Genomic DNA, 23,001 nt, shown 5'->3' with positions numbered 1-23,001 from the left:
GCGCGCAGGGGGTGTCGCGCCGACAGCCGATCCCCGCCACCACCCGCTGGGGCACCAGCTTCCAGTGAGGCACTGGCAGCGGCGGCAGCGACCGGCGCAGGGTGACGCAGATCAGGGCGTCGAGCGCCGGCAAGCGCGCCAGGTCGCTTACCGGGATAAACCCGCGCCGGTCGCAGCGGCTTAGCGCCCCGGTAAATTCGCCGTCGCACCACAGCCCCACCCGCTTACCGCTCACCAGCATCTGGTTAACGGTTTTCACCGCCGCGCGAAAATCGGTCATCCGGGCGTTCAGCTGGAAGGCCAGCGTGTCGAGGGCGGCCAGCTCGTTGACGTCGGTGGCGGTGGTGATCACCGGGTCGGCGTCGAGCATCCCGGCGAGATAGCGGGTCAGCGCATTGGCCCCCCCGGCATGGCCGGAGAGCAAGCTGATGACGTGCCGGGCGCGCTCATCAATCACCACCACCGCCGGGTCGCTGAGCTTGTCATTCACCAGCGGGGCCAGGACCCGCACGGCAATCCCGGTGGCGCCGATAAAAATCAGCGCCGAGAAGCTGCTGAACGCCTCGCGGGCAGCGCTGGCAAAGCCGCCGTTGAAGGGGATAAACCCCTCTTCCTGCAGCGCTTCGCTGGTGTAACAGGTAAGCGGCAGCATGGCCGCCAGCCGTTTTGCCAGCCGCACGCCGCCGGGCGTCAGGCAAAACAGGGCAATGGATTCAGGCTTTACGGTATTCATGGCTAAAATCCGCTGCGTACAGTTTTGAGTAGTGATACTCATCGCCGAGGAAGGGGCCGACCAGGATCAGCGCCGTTTTGCGGATCCCGGCGTCGCGTACTTTGTCGCCGATGTCCGCGAGGATACCGCGGACGGTCTGGCTTTCCGGCCAGGTGGCCTTGTAGATCACCGCGACCGGGGTGGTCGCGGGGTAGCCGCCCTCCACCAGCCGCTCCGCCACCCGGTGAATACGTTGCACCGACAGGTAAATCGCCATCGAGGTTTGATGGCTGGCAAAGGCTTCCAGCTGTTCGCGCGCGGGAACCGGCGTGCGCCCTTCCAGACGGGTAATAATCAGACTCTGCGAGACTTCGGGTACCGTGTACTCCACCCCCAGCTCCGCCGCCGCGCCGAGGAAAGCGCTGACGCCCGGCACCACCTGCCAGCGGATCCCGCGGCGGGTCAGCTCTTCGCCCTGCTCGCGCACCGAGCCATATAGCGAGACGTCGCCCGTCTGCAGACGCACCACCGTTTTTCCCGCCTTCACCCCCGCCTCCATCAGGTCGAGGATCTGCTCCAGATGCAGCGCGGCGCTGTCGTGGCACTCCGCCTGTGGCGGACAGTAGGCCAGTAGCTCGGTGTTGATCAGCGACCCGGCGTAGATCACTACCTGCGCCTGCTGTAGCAGACGGTAGCCTTTGAGAGTAATCAGTTCGCGATCGCCCGGACCGGCGCCGACGAACCACACGCAATGGGGATCAAAAGTCTCAGCCATGGTTTTCTTCCTTCTGACAGGCGATGACAAAAACGGGATTATGGGGTTTGAAGTAGTGGCCGCTGCCCAGGGTAGCCAGGGTGGAGACCACCAGCTGCTGGCAGTCCACCTCATGGATGCCGCTCTGCCGCAGGTGCGCCAGAGCGCTATGAAGGTTTTCCTGCAAAATAAAAGTCATCACCAGCCGGCCGCCGGGATGCAGCTGCGCCAGCGACCAGTCGATCAGCGCCGTCAGGTGGCCGCCGCTGCCCCCCATAAAGATCGCGTCGGCTTTGTCGGCGACCGCCAGCGGCGCAACGCCCACCACGATAGCGATGTTGTCGCAGCCAAAGCGCTGCCGGTTCTCCGCCAGCAGGCGCAGCGCGTCGGCCTGACGCTCAATCGCCGTCACCCGCAGCGCCGGGTTCTGTAGAGCAGCCTCAATGCTGACGCTGCCGGTGCCCGCGCCGATATCAATCAGATGGCGCGCCCGGTGCAGCTCCAGCTTCGCCAGCGCCAGCGCGCGCACGGCCTCTTTGGTCATCGGCACCTGGGCGCCGCGCAAAAACAGCTCATCTTTCATCGAGGATCACCACCGCATTCATCTCATATTCGTCCTCCACGGCGCTGACCGGCAGCCAGTGGATCCGCTCGTTTTCCATCGCCAGGTTCTCGCCTATCACCATCCAGCGATGGCCTTTGCCGCGGGCCATCAGCTGGGCGGCTATCTCCCGCGGTCCGCAGCGGCCGTCGGTCACCATGGCGACTTTCCGGTGGGCGGCCAGCGCATCGAAGCTCACCGCCCGGCCATGGCTGCTGGTCAGCCACATATCGTTCATGTCGATGCCCGCCCGGGCGCAGAGGTACTGCACCGCGCTGATGCCGGGGATCACCTGCACTCGTTCCCGGCCAAAATGGGCAATCAGCCGGGTGCCAATGCCATAGAACAGCGGGTCGCCAGAGGCCAGCACCACGACGCGGCGCCCGGTACGGGCCTCAATCCACGCCAGCAGCGCCGGCATATCGGCCCCCAGCGCGAAGCGCTCGCCGGCGAAGTCGGGAAACTGCTGGAGATGGCGGCTGCCGCCCACCAGCGCCTCGGCGGCGGCGATTGCCTCGCGCGCGGCCGGGGTCAGCCACTGCAGCCCCGCCGGGCCCATTCCCACGACCGTCAACATGTCAGCTCCCGGGCAATCGCCTCCAGCGGACGGCTGCTGCCCAGTACCTGGTTATCAAAAGAAAACAGAACCGCGTCGCAGGTGGGCGGTTGCTGAGTGAAGCGCAGCATCTCAAGAACACGCTGGCAGATTCGCTCAGCCAGATGGTTATAGAGGCGCTGGTATCCCCAGGCGTCGATATGCTCCATTGCCGCTTCGGTGGTGTCGCACTCGCTGACCAGCGTCAGCAGCGGCAGCGGCGCGCCAAGCAGCGCCAGATGAGCGACGAGAGTTTCCATCCGCGCATCGGCGATATGGCTGTGGGTATGAAAGATCCCGGCGGCGATTTTGATCAGTTTGCCGGGATGGCCAATGAGCACAATCTGGCGGAAACCGAGCCGAACCGCCTCTTCAATCATGTAGCCGACGAAGTTGCTCATGGTGACCACCATCTGCGGGTCGATGCCCATCTGCTCGCGGACAAAGCGCTCACCGTGGTTGCCCGGCACCAGCACCACGCGCTCCAGCCCGGCGGCGCGTTTTATCTCCAGCTCGAGGGAGAGCGAGCGCTTCCAGCTCTCTTCCGACATCGGGGTAACGATCCCCGTGGTGCCGATAATCGAGATGCCGCCGAGGATCCCCAGCCGGGCGTTATAGGTTTTTTGCGCGCGAAGCGCGCCTTCCGGGGCAAAAATCTCCACCTGCGCGCCGCGGGTAGGACCTATCGCTTCGCGCACGGCGGTCTCGATGGTGTGCCGCGGAGTGCGGTTTATCGCCGGGCTGCCTGTCGGCAGGCCGATCCCTTTGCGGGTCACCGTGCCGATACCCTCCCCGCCCTGCAGGCTAATCTCTCCGCTGTCATTGAGGGTGACCCGGGCAAAAATCAGCATGCCGTGGGTGGCGTCGACATCATCGCCGCCGTCTTTACGGATCGCGGCGACCGCCTGCTGCCCTTCGACGTGCGGAGACTCGACGTTCAGGCACAGGGTGACGCCGGAGGGGGTGACGATCGAGACCTGGTGGATCAGATGCTGGCGCATCACCATCAGCGCAGCCACTTTTGCCGCCGCTGTGGCGCAGGAGCCGGTGGTGTAGCCCTTGCGCAGCGCTTTGCCGTGATGCCACACCGGGGCGTCAAAGGTCTGATCGCTCATTGCGCCTCCCGCAGGTGGTAAAGCAGAGCGTTCACAATCGCTGCCGCCACGTTGCTTCCCCCTTTGCGGCCGAGCGCGGCGATGGCCGGCAGGCCGCTCTCGCTGAGCGCCGCTTTCGACTCCGCCGCGCCGACGAACCCGACCGGCACCCCCACCACGCCGCCGATGGCGGTCTCGCGATGTTCCAGCAGGCGAAACAGCGCGGTTGGCGCATTGCCGAAGACGAACACTTTCTCCCCGGGCTCCTGCACCGCAATATCCACCGCCGCCATCGAGCGTGTCATCCCCCGGCTTTGCGCCTCGCGCACCACCCGCGGGTCGCTGATATAGCAGCGGCATTCGCCGCCAAAGCGGGCCAGCAGGGTTTTGTTGATCCCGGACAGCGCCATGGTGGTATCGGTATACAGCGTGCAGGGCCGGCTCAAGGCCTCACTCAGCGCGATCAGGGCATCCGGAGAAAACCACAGAATATCCAGCCAGTCGAAGTCAGCGGTGGTGTGGATCACCCGCTTGATAATCGCCTCGTGCAGCGGGCTGGCGAAACGGTAGTCCGGTCGCGTTTCGGCGATGATCTCGCTGATGATGTCGAAGCTTTTCGCCTCGATCGCCTGCGGTTGTTGGATGTACTGCATCAGGTTCTCCTCAGGCCGCGCCGACCAGCCAGTAGCGCACGCCGATAAACAGCGCCAGCGCCAGGCTTGACGCCACCCACATTAATCGAATGGTTCGGGAAATATCGTCCACCGCGATGTCGCGGACGGCGTCGCCTATCCAGGGCTTTTCAACGCGCTGGCCGAAGTAATCGTTCGGGCCGCCAAGGCGGATCCCCAGCGCGCCGGCGACGGTCGCTTCCGGCCAGGCGCAGTTAGGACTGCTGTGCTGATAGCGATCGCGCCAGCCCGTACGCAGCGCCCGGGCGCCATCTTCCCGGCATAGCACCGCGGCAAGGCTGAGCAGCAGCCAGCTCAGCCGGGCGGGAAGGAAGTTGGCTACATCATCAAGACGAGCGCTGACCATGCCGATCGCCCGGTATTTTTCGTGTTTATAGCCGACCATGGAATCGAGGGTGTTGACCGCTTTATAGGCCATGGCCAGCGGCGCGCCGCCGAGGAGCAGGAAAAAGAGCGGCGCGATAATGCCATCCACCGTGTTCTCCGCCACGGTCTCCACCACCGCACGGTTGATCTGCGCTGGCTGGAGCTGGAAGGTATCGCGCCCGACAATCCAGGAGAGCTTATGCCGGCTTTCGGCGAGATCTCCGGCCTGCAGCGGCCGGGCCACCGCCATCGCCGACTGTGCCAGACAGCGTCCCGCCAGCGCGGTGAAGATCATCCACACCTCCACCAGCCATCCAAGCCAGGGGTGGATCCCGTGCGCCAGCGCCAGTACGCCCCAGGCCACGCCCCATGTCAGGCCGATCACCACCAGCCACATCACCCCGCCGCCGATGCGCAGCGCCCGGTCGCTATGGCAGACGCGTCGCACTACACGCTGGCTGACGGCGATCAGGCGACCTATCCAGCGCACCGGATGCGGCCAGTGCGGCGGATCGCCAATGACGACATCAAGTATCCAGGCTACACACCAGGCGAGAAGGGTCATAGCGCCCTCCTTGCTGCCCGCAACCAGTGGTTGAGCATGGTGGGACGCTGGGCAAAATGGACATGGAGATAGCTGGCAAAGGCGCTGCCGAACTGCCATCCTCCCTGCCACTGCTGGAGCGTCTTACCGTCTCGCTGTTTACGGCAGGCCAGTACGGCGGGGGTGGCGGGAGAAAAATCGGAGTAATGAAATTCATGGCCGCGCAGCCACTCGCCAGGGGCTGCTAGCAGCGTCTGCTGCTGCGCCTGCGCTTCGCAGTAGCCGAACCGGGTCAGACGCGTCCCCATTCGGCTGTGTCCGGGAATAATATCCGCCATCGTGTAGCGCTCGCCGCTGGTGACTTCCAGGGTCGTGCCCAGGTACATCAGGCCGCCGCACTCGGCGTAGATCGCCACCCCGCGCCGGTGCGCCGCGCGAAGCTGTGTCAGCATCTCGTGGTTAGCGGATAGCCCGGCCGCATGCAGCTCCGGATAGCCGCCGCCGAGCCAGATCATCTGGCAGGCCGGCAGCTGGCGATCGCGTAGTGGGCTAAAGCGCACCATCTTCACGCCGCAGCGCGCCAGCAGCGCCAGGTTATCGGGGTAATAAAAATTGAAGGCCTCATCGTCGGCGAGGGCCAGCGTCAGTCCTTCGCCGGCATCGGCGGCAAGCTGTTCTCCCCACTCGCCGATCGGCATGGCGGCCAGTTCGCTGAGGGCCAGCAGCCGGTCTATGTCGAGGGTGCGCCCCAGCAGGCTGGCAAAATCCCGCCATGCCTGCTGATTGACCACCGACTCGCGGGCGGTCACCAGTCCCAGATGTCGTTCGGGCAGCGCCACGCCTTCCACGCGCGGCACATAGCCGAGCACTGGCACCTGACAGTAGCGCTCAATGGCGCTTTTCAGCAGCTGGAAGTGCGCGTCGCTGTTGACCCGATTGACGATAACGCCAGCGATGTCGAGAGCCGGATCAAAATGTTGAAAACCCATCACCGTGGCGGCGATGGAGGTCGACACCGCTTTGCCATCCACCAGCAAAATCACCGGGCAGCCAAGCTGCTTAGCCATTGCCGCGCTGCTGCAGTAGTTGGGGTCGGTGCCGTAGCCGTCATACAGGCCCATCACCCCTTCGATAACCGCGATATCGGCCTGCTGTAGCTGTTCGGTAAACAGCGCGTTGAGTATCGGGGCGGGAAGCATAAAGCTGTCGAGATTGCGGGAAGCGATGCCGCTGATGGCGGTGTGCCAGGCGGTATCCAGGTAGTCAGGCCCTACTTTACAGGGTTGCACCCGCATACCGCGCTGTTGGAGCAAGCTGAGCAGGCCGAGCGTAACGGTGGTTTTGCCACAACCGCTGCCGGTACCCGCAAGAATGAACGCACGCCTGGTTGCCATACCCTGTCCTGTTCTGGCGGTCAGGGTATAGCTACGCGCATGCCTGGTCCTGCGACCACGCACCGCTAAGCCACCCACTTCCCACCGAAGTTGTTGGTCAGTTACCGGCAGGCAGGTCTTCTGGCTTAGCCTCGTTCTCGCCCGCCCTTCCCAATCTTTCGATCAGTGGTTTTTGCGGGGTCGTCAGCATCACAGCAGCGGGGGCTGCGGGGGATTTACACCCCCTTCCCTGACACCAAACTGGTGTCGAACCTGTCGGTTTGTTTCGCCGATGCGCCCTGCATCGACGGGTATTACTTTATGTTTTCTTTTACCGTTTCATCACTCGTCACAATGACGTCAGTGAAGGAAAGCGGTGTTGTGATAATCAGCTGTCTCGTATTAACGGACACTCTATCTCATCACAAAAATAAAAACTGGTGTAGTTTACCCCTCGAATATCACTATTTTGTTGCGCTATGACAATTTATTGCTCTACTGTCGTTTTTTTCATTTTATATTGATGAAGATACTCGGGGATATCAAAAATCGGCAATAGCAAAATATTGTCATTTAAAAAGACTCAGTTTGTGATCCGGCATTAATTTGCTGACGAAATGCCTGCGGCGTTACCTGATAGGTCTGGCGAAACACTTTGCAAAAATAGCTGGTTTGCGAAAAACCTAAATTCCGCGCGATGCTGGCGATGCTCCAGTCGCTGTGGCATAGCAGCTCTTTTGCGCTCGCCATCCGCTGCTGATTGACCCAGGCGTTAAAACCGATCCCCTGATACTTTTTAAACAGTTTGCTGAAGTAGTACGGGCTGAGATAGACATGCGCCGCCACATCCTCCAGACGCAGCTCATCGGAGAGATGCGCGTCGATATAGCGCAGCGCCTTCTTCATTTTGCCATCGTGCGGCGAGGGCGCCCGGCTGGCCTGCGCCGGGTCGTTCTGCGACGGGTTATCTTTGATAACCACAAAGTTGAGCTGTTTTTTCAGGCAATTCTCGACGATCAGCTTCAGCAGATCCGCCGAAGCGATAACCCGCGAATAGTCCATCTCCGGCACATCGCGAAACGCCTGGACCAGCGCCGGATCGTCCTGCCAGCGGTCATCGACGTTCAAGATATCAACCAGTTCAACATCATTGCTCAGACGCACCTGCCCGCACAGCACGAAACCGACCAGGTGGCCGGCAATCACCAGCGGGATGGAAAAATCGGTTAACCCCGCATGACAGCGGTAGATACACAGCTGGTCTTTTTTCGAGGCTTCCAGCCCGCCGCAGCGGTCGCTCATGCGACAGCGTCCGCTGTGCTCCGGGTGCTGACGCATCAGCTGGCAAAACGGCGTGAAATTAAACAATTCAGAAATCTCATCACCGTGAATATTGACGACCACAACCGCCAGACTGGTGGCTTGCGCAAAATCCTGTGCGATTTTATTGATGAGTTCTGAGTTTAGGGTACTCGCAGAAATCATGATAAAACCCCTCAGTTAATTTTTTGTTATAAATAAAACATATTTTTCATATTTACCTTTTTTAGCATCAGATCCCATCGACGATAAAAAAGTGCATTGACAATAACAAAAGTCTCCCAACCCGGGGAGACTTTTTGAGCGGTTCGTGATATCGGTTCATGAAATTAGCCTGGCTATTTCACAGATACATTCCCCTTATGACGCTAACGCGTATTTTCTTCCTCCACGCAGGTATGACAGGGCAGATTATTGGCGATAAGAAAACGATAAATTGCGGCGCCGAGGCAGGCCCCTAACAACGGTGCGATAATGGGCACGATAAAATAGGGAATATCTCTTCCCCCGGTCATGGCGATATTGCCCCACCCGGCGAACCAGGTGAACAATTTCGGGCCAAAATCGCGTGCTGGATTCATCGCGAAGCCGGTAAGCGGCCCGGTCGAGGCGCCGATCACCGCCACCAGAATGCCAATCAACAGCGGCGCCAGTGGGCCCTTGGGTACGCCGTTGCCATCATCGGTGAGCGCCATGATCATCCCCATCAGCATCGAGGTGATCACCACCTCCACCAGCGCCGCATGCCAGATGCTGAGCTCAGGCGCCGGGTAGGTGCTGAATATACTGGCCAGCTGCAGGCTTTCCAGGCTGCCGCGCACCATATGATGCACCGTTTCAAATTGCGTAAACAGGGTGCTGTAAAGTATCCAGGCCAGCACGGCGCCGCCAAACGCGCCGGCGACCTGAGCCACGATATAGGGCACCACTTTTCTGCCCGGGAAGCAGGCAAACAGCCACAGGGCGACGGTGACCGCGGGGTTCAGATGTCCCCCCGAAATGCCGGCCGTCAGGTACACCGCCAGAGAAATACCTAGTCCCCAGATAATACAGATCTCCCACAGCCCCAGGCTGGCGCCGGTCAGTTTCAGGGCGCTCAGGCAGCAGATACCAAAAAACAGAAACAGCCCGGTGCCTAAAAACTCGGCGATACATTGCGCGCGTAAAGAACCATTCATTGTGACACCTCGTGACGAAGTTCGTGTCCAGGCCAGCCAACCATCCGCTGGCTCGTTGGGTACGGCGAGGCCCACTATAGAAACCGGCAGCGGCAAAGTGTTGGCATCCTGCGGAAATCGGGCGGCGTAAAGTCGCCGAAGAAGAATAATTTATTGCTATTTGTTCGCGAATCCATGCAGCAATGGCGGGCGTTCAGGGGGTATTTTAATTTCCAACTAAATGATAAAAAATTGCGAAAGCGCAGTGCTTATTTTCCAACAAATATCACATCACGCAAAATATCGCATAGCAAAAACAATTTAAAAAATCACCTCTTAAAATGTAAATACGGAGCGTGAATTGCAATATAATCACATTTATATAAACAATAAAATCAAATAAAAACAACGATATAAAATAAAATAAATCCATTTTATATTATATAAAAACCACTATTTTTTCGCTCTCCACCATCAACTCAGCCATTCTTTTTCGCCGCTCCGCCATATAGTTCCCTCACTGGCACATATCCTGCGAGGTCTTTATGCAACAAGAAGCATTAGGAATGGTAGAAACCAAAGGCTTAACCGCAGCCATAGAGGCCGCTGACGCAATGGTTAAGTCGGCCAACGTTTTATTAGTTGGCTATGAAAGGATCGGTTCAGGCCTGGTGACCGTCATCGTGCGTGGCGACGTGGGGGCAGTTAAAGCCGCCACCGACGCCGGTGCCGCCGCAGCCCGCCACGTGGGCGAAGTGAAAGCCGTACACGTCATTCCCCGCCCCCATACCGATGTTGAAAAAATCTTACCGAAGGGGAATAGCCAATGAGCAGCAATGAGCTGGTTGAACAGATCATGGCGCAAGTCATAGCCCGTGTAGCGACGCCAGAGCAGCAGGCGCTTCCCGATACCCCCCATCCCACAGGAGAGACGGCTATGGCAGAGAAAAGCTGCAGCTTAACGGAATTTGTCGGGACCGCCATTGGCGACACCCTCGGGCTGGTCATCGCCAACGTGGATGCCGCGTTGCTGGAGGCGATGAAGCTCGAAAAACGCTATCGCTCTATCGGCATCCTCGGCGCCCGCACCGGCGCCGGGCCGCACATCATGGCCGCCGATGAAGCGGTCAAAGCCACCAACACCGAAGTGGTCAGCATTGAGCTTCCTCGCGACACCAAAGGCGGCGCCGGCCATGGCTCGCTGATTGTGCTGGGCGGGAATGATGTTTCCGACGTCAAACGCGGGATTGAGGTCGCGCTGAAAGAGCTGGACCGTACCTTCGGCGATGTCTACGGCAACGAAGCGGGTCATATTGAGCTGCAGTATACCGCGCGCGCCAGTTATGCCCTGGAAAAAGCGTTCGGCGCCCCACTGGGCCGCGCCTGCGGCATTATCGTCGGCGCCCCGGCGTCCGTTGGCGTGCTGATGGCCGATACCGCGCTGAAATCAGCCAACGTCGAGGTGGTGGCTTACAGCTCACCGGCCCACGGCACCAGTTTCAGCAACGAAGCCATTCTGGTGATTTCCGGCGACTCTGGCGCGGTGCGCCAGGCGGTGATCTCCGCCCGGGAAATCGGCAAAACCGTACTGGCGACGCTGGGCGCCGAACCGAAAAACGATCGCCCCTCCTACATTTAATACTCGCGAGGCTGATTCATGAGATCGAAAAGATTTGAAGCACTGGCGAAACGCCCTGTGAATCAGGATGGTTTCGTTAAGGAGTGGATTGAAGAGGGCTTTATCGCGATGGAAAGCCCTAACGATCCCAAACCTTCTATCCGCATCGTCAACGGCGCGGTGACCGAACTCGACGGTAAACCGGTTGAGCAGTTCGACCTGATTGACCACTTTATCGCGCGCTACGGCATTAATCTCGCCCGGGCCGAAGAAGTGATGGCCATGGATTCGGTTAAGCTCGCCAACATGCTCTGCGACCCGAACGTTAAACGCAGCGACATCGTGCCGCTCACTACCGCGATGACCCCGGCGAAAATCGTGGAAGTGGTGTCGCATATGAACGTGGTCGAGATGATGATGGCGATGCAAAAAATGCGCGCCCGCCGCACGCCGTCCCAGCAGGCGCATGTCACTAATATCAAAGACAATCCGGTACAGATTGCCGCCGACGCCGCTGAAGGCGCATGGCGCGGCTTTGACGAGCAGGAGACCACCGTCGCCGTGGCGCGCTACGCGCCGTTCAACGCCATCGCCCTGCTGGTCGGTTCACAGGTTGGCCGTCCCGGCGTCCTCACCCAGTGTTCGCTGGAAGAAGCCACCGAGCTGAAACTGGGCATGCTGGGCCACACCTGCTATGCCGAAACCATTTCGGTATACGGTACGGAACCGGTGTTTACCGATGGCGATGACACCCCGTGGTCGAAAGGCTTCCTCGCCTCCTCCTACGCCTCGCGCGGCCTGAAAATGCGCTTTACCTCCGGTTCCGGTTCTGAAGTACAGATGGGCTATGCCGAAGGCAAATCGATGCTTTATCTCGAAGCGCGCTGCATCTACATCACCAAAGCCGCCGGGGTGCAAGGCCTGCAGAATGGCTCCGTCAGCTGTATCGGCGTACCGTCCGCCGTGCCGTCCGGGATCCGCGCCGTACTGGCGGAAAACCTGATCTGCTCAGCGCTGGATCTGGAGTGCGCCTCCAGCAACGATCAAACCTTTACCCACTCGGATATGCGGCGTACCGCGCGTCTGCTGATGCAGTTCCTGCCAGGCACCGACTTCATCTCCTCCGGTTACTCGGCGGTGCCGAACTACGACAACATGTTCGCCGGTTCCAACGAAGATGCCGAAGACTTCGATGACTACAACGTGATCCAGCGCGACCTGAAGGTCGATGGCGGCCTGCGGCCGGTGCGTGAAGAGGACGTGATCGCCATTCGCAACAAAGCCGCCCGCGCGCTGCAGGCGGTATTTGCCGGCATGGGTTTGCCGCCTATTACGGATGAAGAGGTAGAAGCCGCCACCTACGCCCACGGTTCAAAAGATATGCCTGAGCGCAATATCGTCGAGGACATCAAGTTTGCCCAGGAGATCATCAACAAGAACCGCAACGGCCTGGAGGTGGTGAAAGCCCTGGCGAAAGGCGGCTTCCCCGATGTCGCCCAGGACATGCTCAATATTCAGAAAGCCAAGCTCACCGGCGACTACCTGCATACCTCCGCCATCATTGTTGGCGAGGGCCAGGTGCTCTCGGCCGTGAATGACGTGAACGATTATGCCGGTCCGGCAACAGGCTACCGCCTGCAAGGCGAGCGCTGGGAAGAGATTAAAAATATCCCGGGCGCGCTCGATCCCAATGAACTTGGCTAAGGGGTGAAAAATGGAAATTAACGAAACGCTGCTGCGCCAGATTATCGAAGAGGTGCTGGTGGAGATGAAATCAGGCGCAGATAAGCCGGTCTCCTTTAGCGCGTCTGCGGCTTCTGTCGCCTCTGCCGCACCGGTCGCCGTTGCGCCTGTGTCCGGCGACAGCTTCCTGACGGAAATCGGCGAAGCCAAACCCGGCACGCAGCAGGATGAAGTCATTATTGCCGTCGGGCCAGCGTTTGGTCTGGCGCAAACCGCCAATATCGTCGGCATTCCGCATAAAAATATTCTGCGCGAAGTGATCGCCGGCATTGAGGAAGAAGGCATCAAAGCCCGGGTGATCCGCTGCTTTAAGTCTTCTGACGTCGCCTTCGTGGCAGTGGAAGGCAACCGCCTGAGCGGCTCCGGCATCTCGATCGGTATTCAGTCGAAAGGCACCACCGTCATCCACCAGCGCGGCCTGCCGCCGCTTTCCAATCTGGAACTCTTCCCGCAGGCGCCGCTGCTAACGCTGGAAACCTACCGTCAGATTGGCAAAAACGCCGCGCGCTACGCCAAACGCGAGTCGCCGCAGCCGGTGCCGACGCTTAACGATCAGATGGCTCGTCCCAAATACCAGGCGAAGTCGGCCATTTTGCACATTAAAGAGACCAAATACGTGGTGACGGGCAAAAACCCGCAGGAACTGCGCGTGGCGCTTTAACAAAGGATATCCCGATGAATACCGACGCAATTGAATCCATGGTACGCGACGTGCTGAGCCGGATGAACAGCCTACAGGACGGGGTAACGCCCGCGCCAGCCGCGCCGACAAACGACACCGTTCGCCAGCCAAAAGTTAGCGACTACCCGTTAGCGACCCGCCATCCGGAGTGGGTCAAAACCGCTACCAATAAAACGCTCGATGACCTGACGCTGGAGAACGTATTAAGCGATCGCGTTACGGCGCAGGACATGCGCATCACTCCGGAAACGCTGCGTATGCAGGCGGCGATCGCCCAGGATGCCGGACGCGATCGGCTGGCGATGAACTTTGAGCGGGCCGCAGAGCTCACCGCGGTTCCCGACGACCGAATCCTTGAGATCTACAACGCCCTGCGCCCATACCGTTCCACCCAGGCGGAGCTACTGGCGATCGCTGATGACCTCGAGCATCGCTACCAGGCACGACTCTGTGCCGCCTTTGTTCGGGAAGCGGCCGGGCTGTACATCGAGCGTAAGAAGCTGAAAGGCGACGATTAACAGGGGGTAAGCATGCGCTATATCGCTGGCATTGATATTGGCAACTCCTCGACAGAAGTCGCCCTGGCGACGGTCGATGACGCAGGTGTGCTGAACATTCGCCACAGCGCGTTGGCTGAAACCACGGGTATAAAAGGCACATTACGAAATGTGTTCGGTATCCAGGAGGCGCTAACGCAGGCGGCAAAAGCGGCCGGCATTCAGCTCAGCGATATTTCGCTTATTCGCATTAACGAAGCCACGCCGGTCATTGGCGATGTGGCGATGGAAACCATCACGGAAACCATCATCACCGAGTCCACCATGATCGGCCATAACCCGAAGACACCCGGCGGCGTCGGACTGGGGGTCGGCATCACCATCACACCAGAGGCGCTGCTGTCCTGCTCCGCGGACACTCCCTATATTCTGGTGGTCTCCTCGGCCTTTGACTTTGCCGATGTCGCCGCGATGGTCAATGCGGCAACGGCAGCGGGCTATCAGATAACCGGCATTATTTTGCAGCAGGATGACGGCGTGCTGGTCAATAACCGGCTACAGCAACCGCTACCGGTGATCGACGAAGTTCAGCATATCGACCGGATTCCACTTGGCATGCTGGCGGCCGTCGAGGTCGCTTTACCCGGTAAGATCATCGAAACGCTCTCCAACCCTTACGGTATTGCGACCGTTTTCGATCTCAACGCCGAGGAGACCAAAAATATCGTGCCAATGGCGCGGGCGCTGATTGGCAACCGCTCGGCCGTGGTGGTGAAAACCCCCTCCGGCGACGTCAAGGCCCGCGCTATTCCGGCAGGTAATCTGTTGCTCATCGCTCAGGGGCGCAGCGTACAGGTTGATGTGGCCGCCGGGGCGGAAGCCATCATGAAAGCGGTTGACGGCTGCGGCAAACTGGACAACGTCGCGGGAGAAGCGGGCACCAATATCGGCGGCATGCTAGAGCACGTGCGCCAGACCATGGCGGAGCTTACCAATAAGCCAGCTCAGGAGATCCGCATTCAGGATCTGCTGGCCGTTGATACGGCGGTGCCAGTCAGCGTGACCGGCGGTCTTGCGGGGGAGTTCTCGCTGGAGCAGGCGGTGGGTATCGCCTCGATGGTCAAGTCGGATCGCCTGCAGATGGCCCTCATCGCCCGTGAAATTGAGCACAAACTGCAGATTGCGGTTCAGGTGGGCGGCGCCGAAGCGGAGGCGGCCATTCTTGGGGCGCTCACCACTCCCGGCACCACGCGCCCGCTGGCGATCCTCGATCTGGGCGCCGGGTCGACCGACGCCTCCATTATCAATGCGCAGGGAGAGATCAGCGCCACTCACCTGGCCGGCGCCGGCGATATGGTCACGATGATCATCGCCCGCGAGCTGGGGCTTGAGGACCGCTACCTGGCGGAAGAGATCAAAAAATATCCGCTGGCAAAAGTCGAAAGCCTGTTTCATCTGCGTCATGAAGACGGCAGCGTCCAGTTTTTTCCATCGGCCTTACCACCGGCGGTATTTGCCCGCGTCTGCGTGGTGAAACCGGATGAACTGGTTCCTCTGCCCGGCGATCTGCCGCTGGAGAAAGTGCGCGCCATTCGCCGTAGCGCCAAATCACGCGTCTTTGTCACCAACGCCCTGCGAGCGTTACGCCAGGTGAGCCCTACCGGCAACATTCGCGACATCCCGTTCGTGGTGCTGGTGGGCGGCTCGTCCCTCGATTTCGAGATCCCCCAGCTGGTCACCGACGCGCTGGCGCACTACCGGCTGGTTGCCGGGCGCGGCAACATCCGCGGCTGTGAAGGCCCACGCAATGCGGTCGCCAGCGGATTACTCCTTTCCTGGCAAAAAGGAGGCACACATGGAGAGTAGCGTAGTCGCCCCCGCCATCGTCATTGCCGTCACTGACGAATGCAGCGAACAGTGGCGCGATGTCCTGCTGGGCATTGAAGAGGAAGGCATTCCTTTTGTTCTGCAGCCGCAGACCGGCGGCGATCTTGTTCATCACGCCTGGCAGGCGGCGCAGCGTTCGCCGCTGCAGGTAGGCATCGCCTGCGACCGGGAACGGCTCATCGTGCACTACAAAAATTTACCCGCATCAACTCCGCTGTTTTCGCTGATGTATCACCAGAACAGGCTGGCCCGGCGAAACACTGGCAACAATGCGGCTCGTCTCGTCAAAGGGATCCCATTTCGGGATCGCCATGCTTAATCCACAGGAGAACGCAGTATGAATAACGCACTAGGACTGGTTGAAACGAAAGGCCTGGTTGGCGCCATTGAAGCCGCTGATGCAATGGTGAAATCTGCCAACGTGCAGTTGATTGGTTACGAAAAAATTGGCTCCGGGCTGATTACCGTGATGGTCCGCGGAGACGTCGGCGCGGTCAAAGCCGCCGTTGACGCCGGCAGCGCGGCGGCCAGCGTGGTCGGCGAGGTCAAGTCCAGCCATGTGATCCCGCGCCCGCATAGCGATGTTGAGGCCATTCTGCCGAAATCCGTCTGACCCTCAAAAAAGGAGCACCGCGTGAAGCAATCACTGGGATTACTTGAGGTCAGCGGTCTGGCCCTGGCCATCACCTGCGCCGACGCTATGGCGAAAGCGGCCGCCATCACGCTGCTCGCCCTGGAAAAGACCAACGGTTCCGGCTGGATGGTGGTGAAGATCGCCGGTGATGTGGCCTCTGTCCAGGCGGCGGTGATGACCGGGGCCGAACTCGCCGAACGGCAGCAGGGGCTGGTAGCGCAGAAGGTTATCGCCAGGCCCGGGGAAGGCCTGCTGCCGGCCCGCGTCCAGGCGCCTTCACCAGCGCCTGACGTCGCCGTGACGGAGGAGAACACGGCCCTCACAGACGCCCCCTCCCACTCTACGGAGCGGGTGACCTGCAACCTGTGCCTGGACCCACACTGCCCACGACAAAAAGGCGATCCCCGCTCGCAGTGCCTGCACGCCGGTAAACGAGGTGACGCGTAATGGATAAACAACAGCTGGCTTCGACAGTCAACAAAGTGCTGGATGAGATGCGCCAGCGTCCCATTCCAATCGGTATCTCCAGTCGCCATATCCATTTAGCGGCGGCTGACTATGCCAGGCTTTTTCCCGCGCAGCCCATCCAGCCGAAAAAAGCGCTGCTGCAGCCGGGACAATATGCTGCAGAGCAGACGGTGACCCTGGTTGGCCCCAAAGGGCGATTAAACAACGTGCGCCTGCTCGGCCCTTTGCGCCAGACCAGCCAGGTGGAAATCTCACGCACCGACGCCCGGATCCTCGGTATCGCCGCGCCGCTGCGCATGTCCGGCAATCTGCAGGGCACGCCGGGGATCCGCCTGATAAGCCCCTTTGCCGAACTGGAGCTGAGCGGCGGGACGATTGTTGCCCAGCGACATATTCATATGTCGCCACTTGATGCGTTGATCCTGCGCGTCTCCCATGGCGATAGCGTCGCGGTGGCGATCGAAGGCAGCGACAGGCGGCTTATCTTCGACAACGTGGCGGTCCGCGTTGCCCCGGATATGCGTCTTGAGATGCACATCGATACTGACGAAGCCAATGCGGCAGGCGCTGACGCTGCGCAAGCCTGGGCAACGCTGGTGACGAAGCCATGAACCACGCGATGCTGCAGCGTATCGTCGAAGAGGTCGCCGCCCGTCTGCGCCGTCGCGCCCTCAGCACGGCCACGCTCAGCGTGGCCCAGCTCGGCGAAGCGGATATCCGCAGCCTGCTGTGCCAGCACGCTTCGCTGCGCATCGTGCAGGTGGATTTACCGCTGCTGGAGCAGCTTGCCGGCCAGCGTGCGCTAGCGGCAGCCGGTTGCGCACTGCATGAGGCGATGGCCTGGGGCGTTCGGGTACAGCTAACGCTGCTTCCCGCCCAGCTCCCCGCGCTGGCGGTAAAAAAACTCGCCCGCTTGCCGCTGACGTTCAGCGATCCGCTTGGCCAGCCCGTCAGGCTTCACGCCGCGTCGGTGCTCACCTATGCCGACGTAGCCCGTTTCAGTGGCGGCTATCTGGTGCTGCGCCGCCGTCCCATTATCACCGCCCTCGCCCGCGAAGCGGCCGTCGCGCGGCATGTTCAATTGATTAAGCAGGAGTGAACTATGCATCTGGCACGCGTGACCGGCGCCGTCGTCTCGACGCAAAAATCGCCCTCTCTGAACGGCAAAAAACTGCTGCTGGTGCGCCGGGTAAGCGCGGACGACGATCGTCCGATTCTCCCCACGAGCGGCGATGAAGTGGCGGTAGATTCGGTTGGCGCTGGCGTCGGCGAGCTGGTGCTGCTCTGCAGCGGCTCGAGCGCACGCCACGTTTTCAGCGGCCCGAATGAGGCCATCGATCTTGCCGTCGTGGGCATTGTTGACTCACTTTCACGCTAAGGGGGCGCCTGTGGCTATCTATACCCGAACCGGCGATGCCGGCAGTACATCACTCTTTACCGGCCAGCGGGTCAGCAAGACGCATCCGCGCGTCGAAGCCTACGGCACCCTGGATGAACTGAACGCCATGCTGAGCCTGTGCGTCTGCGCCGTCGCTGAAGAGGAACAGCGCACCCTGCTCGAAGCCCTGCAGCAGCACATTTTTTGGTTCAGCGCGGAGCTCGCCAGCGACAGCGAACAGCCATCACCGGGTAAGCGCTATATCAGCAGCGAAGAGATTGCCCTGCTGGAGCAGACCATCGATCGCGAGATGGCCCGCGTGCCGGCGCTGCACCAGTTTGTATTGCCCGGACGCTGTGAAGCCGCCAGCCGTCTGCACCTGGCCCGCACCGTTGCCAGACGGGCGGAGCGCCGGCTGGTCGAGCTGGGGGCAGAGGTTACTATCCGTCAGATACTGCTGCGTTATCTGAACCGCTTATCTGACTGCCTGTATGCCCTGGCGCGCAGCGAGGATCATGCCGCTCACCAGCGCCGCCTTGTGACGGAGATCGCGACCCGCTATCTGGCCGCCAGCGGGTCGCCTGCGCCCGACGCGCCCAAAGCCCAGGCCGGGTCGCTCTCCTTTCACGAGCTGCATCAGCTCATCCGTCAGGCCATTGAACACGCCCGCCAGCTGCAGGTGCCGGTGGTGATCAGCATCGTTGACGCACACGGCACCGAAACCGTGACCTGGCGAATGCCCGATGCGCTGCTGGTCAGCAGCGAGCTGGCGCCGAAAAAAGCCTGGACCGCCGTCGCCATGAAAACCGCCACCCACGAGCTCGCGACGACCGTACAGCCAGGCGCTGCGCTGTACGGTCTGGAGAGCCATCTGCAGGGCAAAGTCGTCACCTTTGGCGGCGGATATCCGCTGTGGCGCGATGGCCAGCTAATAGCCGGCCTCGGCATTAGCGGCGGCAGCGTCGAGCAGGATATGGCTATTGCACAGGCTGCCATGGCGGCCATTAACGTGAGAACTCATCAATGAATACAGCAGAACTGGAAACCCTTATCCGCACCATCCTCAGTGAAAAGCTCGCGCCGACGCCCCCTGCCCCTCAGCAAGAGCAGGGCATTTTCTGCGATGTCGGCTGCGCCATCGACGCCGCTCATCAGGCTTTTCTCCGCTATCAGCAGTGTCCGCTAAAAACCCGCAGCGCCATTATCAGCGCCCTGCGGGAGACGCTGGCCCCCGAGCTGGCGACGCTGGCGGAAGAGAGCGCCACGGAAACCGGCATGGGCAACAAAGAAGATAAATATCTGAAAAATAAAGCCGCTCTTGAAAACACGCCGGGCATAGAGGATCTCACTACCAGCGCCCTCACCGGCGATGGCGGGATGGTGCTGTTTGAGTACTCGCCGTTCGGGGTTATTGGCGCCGTGGCGCCCAGTACCAACCCAACGGAAACCATTATCAACAACAGTATCAGCATGCTGGCGGCGGGTAACAGCGTCTATTTCAGCCCCCATCCCGGCGCGAAAAAGGTCTCGTTGAAGCTTATCGCCAGGATCGAAGAGATCGCCTACCGCTGCAGCGGGATCCGTAACCTGGTGGTGACCGTTGCCGAGCCGACCTTTGAAGCCACCCAGCAAATGATGTCCCACCCGCTGATTGCCGTTCTGGCTATCACCGGCGGCCCTGGCATTGTGGCGATGGGCATGAAAAGCGGTAAAAAAGTGATCGGCGCTGGCGCCGGCAATCCGCCGTGCATCGTTGATGAAACCGCCGATCTCGTCAAAGCCGCCGAAGATATCATCAGCGGCGCCGCCTTCGATTACAACCTGCCCTGTATCGCCGAAAAAAGCCTGATCGTCGTCGCCTCCGTCGCTGACCGCCTGATCCAGCAGATGCAGGATTTTGACGCGCTGCTGTTGAGCCGACAGGAGGCCGATACCCTGCGTGCCGTCTGCCTGCCCGACGGCGCGGCGAATAAAAAACTGGTCGGTAAAAGCCCGGCTGCGCTGCTGGCGGCGGCGGGTCTCGCCGTTCCGCCTCGCCCCCCTCGCCTGCTGATAGCCGAGGTGGAGGCGAACGACCCCTGGGTGACCTGCGAGCAGCTGATGCCGGTGCTGCCGATCGTCAGGGTCGCCGACTTTGACAGCGCCCTGGCGCTGGCCCTGCGCGTTGAGGAGGGTCTGCACCACACCGCCATTATGCACTCGCAGAATGTCTCGCGGCTCAATCTGGCGGCACGCACCCTGCAGACCTCCATTTTTGTCAAAAATGGCCCGTCTTACGCGGGAATCGGCGTCGGCGGCGAAGGGTTTACCACCTTCACCATCGCCACGCCAACCGGAGAAGGCACCACCTCCGCGCGGACGTTCGCCCGCCTGCGGCGCTGCGTGTTGACCAACGGTTTTTCCATTCGCTAACCGGGGGCGCCATGCATACCTTTTCTCTGCAAACGCGCCTCTACAGCGGCCCGGGCAGCCTGGCCGCGCTGCAGCGCTTTAGCCATCAGCACATCTGGATCGTCTGCGACGGCTTCCTGGCGCGCTCGCCGCTGCTTGACCGACTGCGCGCCGCGCTGCCCGCCAGCAACCGCGTCAGCGTGTTCAGCGATATTACACCGGATCCGACTATTCACACCGTGGCGAAAGGGATAGCGCAGATGCAGGCCCTGCGTCCGCAGGTGGTGATCGGCTTCGGCGGCGGCTCGGCGATGGATGCCGCCAAGGCTATCGTCTGGTTCAGCCAGCAGGGCGGTCTGCCTGTTGACACCTGCGTGGCGATCCCCACCACCAGCGGTACCGGTTCGGAAGTGACCAGCGCCTGCGTCATCAGCGACCCGGAAAAAGGGATCAAGTACCCGCTGTTCCATGAGGCGCTCTGTCCCGACATGGCGATCATCGACCCGACGCTGGTGGTTAGCGTACCGCCCACCATCACAGCCCATACCGGGCTGGACGCGCTGACCCACGCCCTGGAGGCATGGGTCTCGCCGCAGGCCACCGATTTTACCGATGCGCTGGCGGAAAAGGCCGCCAGGCTGGTGTTTCGCGCCCTGCCCGTTGCGATTCGTCAGGGCGACTGCATTGCGACCCGCAGCAAAATGCACAATGCATCAACCCTCGCCGGTATGGCCTTTAGCCAGGCTGGCCTTGGGCTCAATCATGCGATCGCCCATCAGCTTGGCGGCCAGTTTCACCTCCCCCATGGCCTGGCCAATGCGCTGCTGCTGACCGCGGTGATCCGCTTCAATGCCGGCGAGCCGCGAGCGGCTAAGCGCTATGCGCGCCTGGCCAGGGCCTGCCGCTTCTGCCCGCCCGCAGCTGGCGAACAGGAGGCTTTCCAGGCGCTGCTTACCGCGGTGGAAACGCTGAAACAGCAGTGCGCCATTCCCACCCTCAAGGGCGCGCTGCAGGAAAAGTATCCCCTTTTCTTATCGCGAATTCCCGCCATGGTGCCGGCCGCGCTGGCCGACGCCACCCTGCGCACCAACCCGCGTCCGGTCGATGGCGCGGCCATCGCGCAACTGCTGGAGAACCTGCAATGAGTGAAGCGATAGTGCCACTATCAAGCATTGATGCAGCGGAGATCCGCGAACGCGTTCGGGCCGCTGGCGTCGTAGGAGCCGGTGGCGCAGGCTTTCCGACCCACATCAAACTGCAGGCCCGGGTGGACACCGTGCTGGTGAACGCCGCCGAATGCGAACCGATGCTGAAGGTTGACCAACAGCTGATGGCTCAGCAGGCTGACCGACTGATTCGCGGCCTGGGTTACGCGATGACCGCCACTGGCGCCCGGGAAGGGATCATTGCCCTGAAGGCGAAATATGCTCCGGCGATTGCGGCATTAACCCCACGACTCCCGGAATGGGCCCGGCTGCATATTCTGCCTGACGTCTATCCGGCCGGGGATGAGGTGCTTACTATCTGGCTGGCGACGGGACGCCGCGTACCACCTGCCGCGCTGCCGGTCAGCGTCGGCGTGGTGGTCAATAACGTGCAGACGGTGCTCAATATCGCCAGAGCCGTGGAACAGGGCTATCCGGTAACTCGCCGGACGTTGACCGTCAATGGCGCCGTCGCCCGTCCGCTGACGCTGGCCGTACCACTGGGTATATCGCTGCGCGAGGTGCTGGATCTGGCCGGCGGCGCGACGGTTGACGATCCGGGGTTTATCAACGGCGGTCCGATGATGGGCTCGCTTATTACCTCCCTCGAGACACCGGTCACCAAAACCACCGGCGGCCTGCTGGTGCTCCCGGGCAACCATCCATTGATCCAGCGACGGCGGCAGGATGAACGAACGCTGCTCGCCATCGCCCGCACCGTCTGTGAACAGTGCCGTTTATGCACAGATTTATGCCCCCGGCACCTGATCGGCCATGAGCTTTCCCCCCATCTGCTGGTGCGGGCGGTGAACTATCGCCAGGCGGCCACCCCGTCGCTGCTGCTCAGCGCCCTGACCTGTTCGGAGTGCAACGTTTGCGAGAGCGTCGCCTGCCCGGTGGGTATTTCCCCCATGCGCATCAACCGTCTGCTGAAACGTGAGCTGAGGGCGAAAAACCTGCGCTACGACGGACCGCTGCGTCCGGCGGACGAGATGGCGAAGCACCGCCTGGTGCCGGTCAAGCGGCTCATCAGCAAACTGGGACTTGATCCCTGGTATCAGGAAGCGCCGCTGACGGCGGTGGAGCCGGAGGTGGCCTGCGTCACCCTGCCCCTGCGCCAGCATATCGGCATCAGCGCCGTGCCCTGCGTCGCGCCGGGAGAGCGGGTAACGCGCGGCCAGCTACTGGCGGATATCCCCGCCGACGCCCTCGGCGCGCCGGTGCACGCCAGTATTGACGGCCAGGTCTCCGCCATCACGGAGCAGGCCATTACGCTTGTAAGAGGTTAAT

The 23,001-nt window shown here is 61.1% G+C and carries 26 protein-coding genes and 1 riboswitch; of the genes, 16 read left to right on the top strand and 10 right to left on the bottom strand.

The window, feature by feature from the left end:
- The 10 genes from KHQ23_RS12075 to pduF all read right to left on the bottom strand — a co-directional run.
- Positions 1-733: cobalt-precorrin 5A hydrolase (locus tag KHQ23_RS12075; RefSeq protein WP_040247433.1), on the bottom strand; the 733-nt coding region annotated here is incomplete at its 3' end.
- Positions 714-1,487 (bottom strand): cobalt-precorrin-4 methyltransferase, encoded by a 774-nt coding sequence (locus tag KHQ23_RS12070; RefSeq protein WP_073553317.1) that lies wholly within the window; start codon positions 1,485-1,487, stop codon positions 714-716. The genes KHQ23_RS12075 and KHQ23_RS12070, both read right to left, overlap by 20 nt.
- The gene (locus tag KHQ23_RS12065) at positions 1,480-2,049 is read right to left on the bottom strand and encodes a decarboxylating cobalt-precorrin-6B (C(15))-methyltransferase (protein WP_029602197.1); all 570 of its coding nucleotides are present in this window, start codon (positions 2,047-2,049) and stop codon (positions 1,480-1,482) included. Before KHQ23_RS12065 ends, KHQ23_RS12070 begins: the two co-directional genes overlap by 8 nt.
- Entirely contained in the window at positions 2,039-2,644 is a 606-nt protein-coding gene (locus KHQ23_RS12060; RefSeq protein ID WP_016947545.1) for a cobalt-precorrin-7 (C(5))-methyltransferase, read from the bottom strand. Before KHQ23_RS12060 ends, KHQ23_RS12065 begins: the two co-directional genes overlap by 11 nt.
- Complete coding sequence (gene cbiD, locus KHQ23_RS12055; protein ID WP_004900269.1) at positions 2,638-3,777, bottom strand: cobalt-precorrin-5B (C(1))-methyltransferase CbiD; 1,140 nt, start codon at positions 3,775-3,777, stop codon at positions 2,638-2,640. The genes KHQ23_RS12060 and cbiD overlap by 7 nt, the downstream gene beginning before the upstream one ends.
- Positions 3,774-4,409: a cobalt-precorrin-8 methylmutase gene (locus tag KHQ23_RS12050; protein WP_002915711.1), complete on the bottom strand. Its 636-nt coding sequence runs from the start codon at positions 4,407-4,409 to the stop codon at positions 3,774-3,776. Before KHQ23_RS12050 ends, cbiD begins: the two co-directional genes overlap by 4 nt.
- 10 nt (positions 4,410-4,419) lie before the next feature.
- On the bottom strand, positions 4,420-5,379 hold the full coding sequence (gene cbiB, locus KHQ23_RS12045; RefSeq protein ID WP_004174579.1) for an adenosylcobinamide-phosphate synthase CbiB: 960 nt from the start codon (positions 5,377-5,379) through the stop codon (positions 4,420-4,422).
- Positions 5,376-6,752: a cobyrinate a,c-diamide synthase gene (locus tag KHQ23_RS12040; protein WP_004174577.1), complete on the bottom strand. Its 1,377-nt coding sequence runs from the start codon at positions 6,750-6,752 to the stop codon at positions 5,376-5,378. The genes cbiB and KHQ23_RS12040 overlap by 4 nt, the downstream gene beginning before the upstream one ends.
- A gap of 92 nt (positions 6,753-6,844) precedes the next feature.
- Positions 6,845-7,023, bottom strand: a riboswitch (cobalamin riboswitch).
- Positions 7,024-7,304: 281 nt separating this feature from the next.
- Positions 7,305-8,216 (bottom strand): regulatory protein PocR, encoded by a 912-nt coding sequence (gene pocR, locus KHQ23_RS12035; RefSeq protein WP_004181164.1) that lies wholly within the window; start codon positions 8,214-8,216, stop codon positions 7,305-7,307.
- Between the two features lie 203 nt (positions 8,217-8,419).
- The gene (gene pduF / locus KHQ23_RS12030; RefSeq protein ID WP_002915732.1) at positions 8,420-9,229 is read right to left on the bottom strand and encodes a propanediol diffusion facilitator PduF; all 810 of its coding nucleotides are present in this window, start codon (positions 9,227-9,229) and stop codon (positions 8,420-8,422) included.
- 524 nt (positions 9,230-9,753) lie between these two features.
- Here pduF and pduA point away from each other — a divergent pair.
- Genes pduA through KHQ23_RS11950 form a run of 16 tightly spaced genes read left to right on the top strand, consistent with a single transcriptional unit; the run spans position 9,754 to position 23,000 of the window.
- Positions 9,754-10,038, top strand: a complete 285-nt coding sequence (gene pduA / locus KHQ23_RS12025) for a propanediol utilization microcompartment protein PduA (protein WP_002915737.1) — start codon at positions 9,754-9,756, stop codon at positions 10,036-10,038.
- Entirely contained in the window at positions 10,035-10,847 is an 813-nt protein-coding gene (gene pduB, locus KHQ23_RS12020; RefSeq protein WP_002915739.1) for a propanediol utilization microcompartment protein PduB, read from the top strand. Before pduA ends, pduB begins: the two co-directional genes overlap by 4 nt.
- 18 nt (positions 10,848-10,865) lie before the next feature.
- On the top strand, positions 10,866-12,530 hold the full coding sequence (gene pduC / locus KHQ23_RS12015) for a propanediol dehydratase large subunit PduC (RefSeq protein ID WP_002915744.1): 1,665 nt from the start codon (positions 10,866-10,868) through the stop codon (positions 12,528-12,530).
- A gap of 10 nt (positions 12,531-12,540) precedes the next feature.
- Positions 12,541-13,230 (top strand): propanediol dehydratase medium subunit PduD, encoded by a 690-nt coding sequence (gene pduD / locus KHQ23_RS12010; protein ID WP_021312848.1) that lies wholly within the window; start codon positions 12,541-12,543, stop codon positions 13,228-13,230.
- 14 nt (positions 13,231-13,244) lie between these two features.
- Positions 13,245-13,769 carry a propanediol dehydratase small subunit PduE gene (gene pduE, locus KHQ23_RS12005; protein WP_020804181.1) on the top strand — a complete coding sequence of 175 codons (525 nt, stop codon included), beginning with the start codon at positions 13,245-13,247 and terminating at the stop codon, positions 13,767-13,769.
- A 12-nt stretch (positions 13,770-13,781) separates the two neighbouring features.
- Positions 13,782-15,614: a diol dehydratase reactivase subunit alpha gene (locus KHQ23_RS12000; RefSeq protein ID WP_009485657.1), complete on the top strand. Its 1,833-nt coding sequence runs from the start codon at positions 13,782-13,784 to the stop codon at positions 15,612-15,614.
- Entirely contained in the window at positions 15,604-15,954 is a 351-nt protein-coding gene (locus KHQ23_RS11995; RefSeq protein WP_004900279.1) for a glycerol dehydratase reactivase beta/small subunit family protein, read from the top strand. The genes KHQ23_RS12000 and KHQ23_RS11995 overlap by 11 nt, the downstream gene beginning before the upstream one ends.
- A gap of 18 nt (positions 15,955-15,972) precedes the next feature.
- On the top strand, positions 15,973-16,248 hold the full coding sequence (gene pduJ / locus KHQ23_RS11990; protein WP_002915806.1) for a propanediol utilization microcompartment protein PduJ: 276 nt from the start codon (positions 15,973-15,975) through the stop codon (positions 16,246-16,248).
- A 21-nt stretch (positions 16,249-16,269) separates the two neighbouring features.
- On the top strand, positions 16,270-16,716 hold the full coding sequence (locus KHQ23_RS11985) for a BMC domain-containing protein (protein WP_002915808.1): 447 nt from the start codon (positions 16,270-16,272) through the stop codon (positions 16,714-16,716).
- The gene (locus KHQ23_RS11980) at positions 16,716-17,348 is read left to right on the top strand and encodes a phosphate propanoyltransferase (RefSeq protein ID WP_002915810.1); all 633 of its coding nucleotides are present in this window, start codon (positions 16,716-16,718) and stop codon (positions 17,346-17,348) included. Before KHQ23_RS11985 ends, KHQ23_RS11980 begins: the two co-directional genes overlap by 1 nt.
- The gene (gene pduM / locus KHQ23_RS11975) at positions 17,345-17,836 is read left to right on the top strand and encodes a microcompartment protein PduM (protein ID WP_019704763.1); all 492 of its coding nucleotides are present in this window, start codon (positions 17,345-17,347) and stop codon (positions 17,834-17,836) included. The genes KHQ23_RS11980 and pduM overlap by 4 nt, the downstream gene beginning before the upstream one ends.
- A gap of 3 nt (positions 17,837-17,839) precedes the next feature.
- The gene (locus KHQ23_RS11970; protein WP_002915814.1) at positions 17,840-18,115 is read left to right on the top strand and encodes a EutN/CcmL family microcompartment protein; all 276 of its coding nucleotides are present in this window, start codon (positions 17,840-17,842) and stop codon (positions 18,113-18,115) included.
- Between the two features lie 10 nt (positions 18,116-18,125).
- Positions 18,126-19,142, top strand: coding sequence for a two-domain cob(I)yrinic acid a,c-diamide adenosyltransferase PduO (gene pduO, locus KHQ23_RS11965; RefSeq protein ID WP_029602196.1), 1,017 nt, complete (start codon positions 18,126-18,128; stop codon positions 19,140-19,142).
- Positions 19,139-20,527 carry a CoA-acylating propionaldehyde dehydrogenase PduP gene (gene pduP / locus KHQ23_RS11960; protein WP_016946081.1) on the top strand — a complete coding sequence of 463 codons (1,389 nt, stop codon included), beginning with the start codon at positions 19,139-19,141 and terminating at the stop codon, positions 20,525-20,527. Before pduO ends, pduP begins: the two co-directional genes overlap by 4 nt.
- An 11-nt stretch (positions 20,528-20,538) precedes the next feature.
- Entirely contained in the window at positions 20,539-21,651 is a 1,113-nt protein-coding gene (gene pduQ / locus KHQ23_RS11955; RefSeq protein ID WP_004149612.1) for a 1-propanol dehydrogenase PduQ, read from the top strand.
- Positions 21,648-23,000 (top strand): 4Fe-4S dicluster domain-containing protein, encoded by a 1,353-nt coding sequence (locus KHQ23_RS11950; RefSeq protein WP_009308563.1) that lies wholly within the window; start codon positions 21,648-21,650, stop codon positions 22,998-23,000. The genes pduQ and KHQ23_RS11950 overlap by 4 nt, the downstream gene beginning before the upstream one ends.
- The last annotated feature ends 1 nt before the right edge of the window (position 23,001 follow it).

The sequence above is a fragment of the Klebsiella sp. 64 genome, from assembly GCF_018223915.1.
Classification (GTDB): Bacteria; Pseudomonadota; Gammaproteobacteria; order Enterobacterales; family Enterobacteriaceae; genus Klebsiella; species Klebsiella pneumoniae.
The sequence above is the reverse complement of the archived record's forward strand: the minus strand, read 5'-3'. Positions and strand labels throughout refer to the sequence as shown.

What these genes read in the sequence shown, in the direction of transcription:
- pduQ (WP_004149612.1), top strand. Translation starts at nt 20,539, where the DNA reads ATGCATACCTTTTCTCTGCAAACGCGCCTCTACAGCGGCCCGGGCAGC.
- KHQ23_RS12040 (WP_004174577.1), bottom strand. Translation starts at nt 6,752, where the DNA reads ATGGCAACCAGGCGTGCGTTCATTCTTGCGGGTACCGGCAGCGGTTGT.
- KHQ23_RS12060 (WP_016947545.1), bottom strand. Translation starts at nt 2,644, where the DNA reads ATGTTGACGGTCGTGGGAATGGGCCCGGCGGGGCTGCAGTGGCTGACC.
- KHQ23_RS12050 (WP_002915711.1), bottom strand. Translation starts at nt 4,409, where the DNA reads ATGCAGTACATCCAACAACCGCAGGCGATCGAGGCGAAAAGCTTCGAC.
- KHQ23_RS12065 (WP_029602197.1), bottom strand. Translation starts at nt 2,049, where the DNA reads ATGAAAGATGAGCTGTTTTTGCGCGGCGCCCAGGTGCCGATGACCAAA.
- cbiB (WP_004174579.1), bottom strand. Translation starts at nt 5,379, where the DNA reads ATGACCCTTCTCGCCTGGTGTGTAGCCTGGATACTTGATGTCGTCATT.
- pduD (WP_021312848.1), top strand. Translation starts at nt 12,541, where the DNA reads ATGGAAATTAACGAAACGCTGCTGCGCCAGATTATCGAAGAGGTGCTG.
- pduJ (WP_002915806.1), top strand. Translation starts at nt 15,973, where the DNA reads ATGAATAACGCACTAGGACTGGTTGAAACGAAAGGCCTGGTTGGCGCC.
- pduB (WP_002915739.1), top strand. Translation starts at nt 10,035, where the DNA reads ATGAGCAGCAATGAGCTGGTTGAACAGATCATGGCGCAAGTCATAGCC.
- cbiD (WP_004900269.1), bottom strand. Translation starts at nt 3,777, where the DNA reads ATGAGCGATCAGACCTTTGACGCCCCGGTGTGGCATCACGGCAAAGCG.
- pocR (WP_004181164.1), bottom strand. Translation starts at nt 8,216, where the DNA reads ATGATTTCTGCGAGTACCCTAAACTCAGAACTCATCAATAAAATCGCA.
- KHQ23_RS12000 (WP_009485657.1), top strand. Translation starts at nt 13,782, where the DNA reads ATGCGCTATATCGCTGGCATTGATATTGGCAACTCCTCGACAGAAGTC.
- KHQ23_RS12070 (WP_073553317.1), bottom strand. Translation starts at nt 1,487, where the DNA reads ATGGCTGAGACTTTTGATCCCCATTGCGTGTGGTTCGTCGGCGCCGGT.
- pduA (WP_002915737.1), top strand. Translation starts at nt 9,754, where the DNA reads ATGCAACAAGAAGCATTAGGAATGGTAGAAACCAAAGGCTTAACCGCA.
- pduF (WP_002915732.1), bottom strand. Translation starts at nt 9,229, where the DNA reads ATGAATGGTTCTTTACGCGCGCAATGTATCGCCGAGTTTTTAGGCACC.
- pduM (WP_019704763.1), top strand. Translation starts at nt 17,345, where the DNA reads ATGAACCACGCGATGCTGCAGCGTATCGTCGAAGAGGTCGCCGCCCGT.
- pduE (WP_020804181.1), top strand. Translation starts at nt 13,245, where the DNA reads ATGAATACCGACGCAATTGAATCCATGGTACGCGACGTGCTGAGCCGG.
- pduC (WP_002915744.1), top strand. Translation starts at nt 10,866, where the DNA reads ATGAGATCGAAAAGATTTGAAGCACTGGCGAAACGCCCTGTGAATCAG.
- pduP (WP_016946081.1), top strand. Translation starts at nt 19,139, where the DNA reads ATGAATACAGCAGAACTGGAAACCCTTATCCGCACCATCCTCAGTGAA.
- KHQ23_RS11950 (WP_009308563.1), top strand. Translation starts at nt 21,648, where the DNA reads ATGAGTGAAGCGATAGTGCCACTATCAAGCATTGATGCAGCGGAGATC.
- KHQ23_RS11980 (WP_002915810.1), top strand. Translation starts at nt 16,716, where the DNA reads ATGGATAAACAACAGCTGGCTTCGACAGTCAACAAAGTGCTGGATGAG.
- KHQ23_RS11970 (WP_002915814.1), top strand. Translation starts at nt 17,840, where the DNA reads ATGCATCTGGCACGCGTGACCGGCGCCGTCGTCTCGACGCAAAAATCG.
- KHQ23_RS11995 (WP_004900279.1), top strand. Translation starts at nt 15,604, where the DNA reads ATGGAGAGTAGCGTAGTCGCCCCCGCCATCGTCATTGCCGTCACTGAC.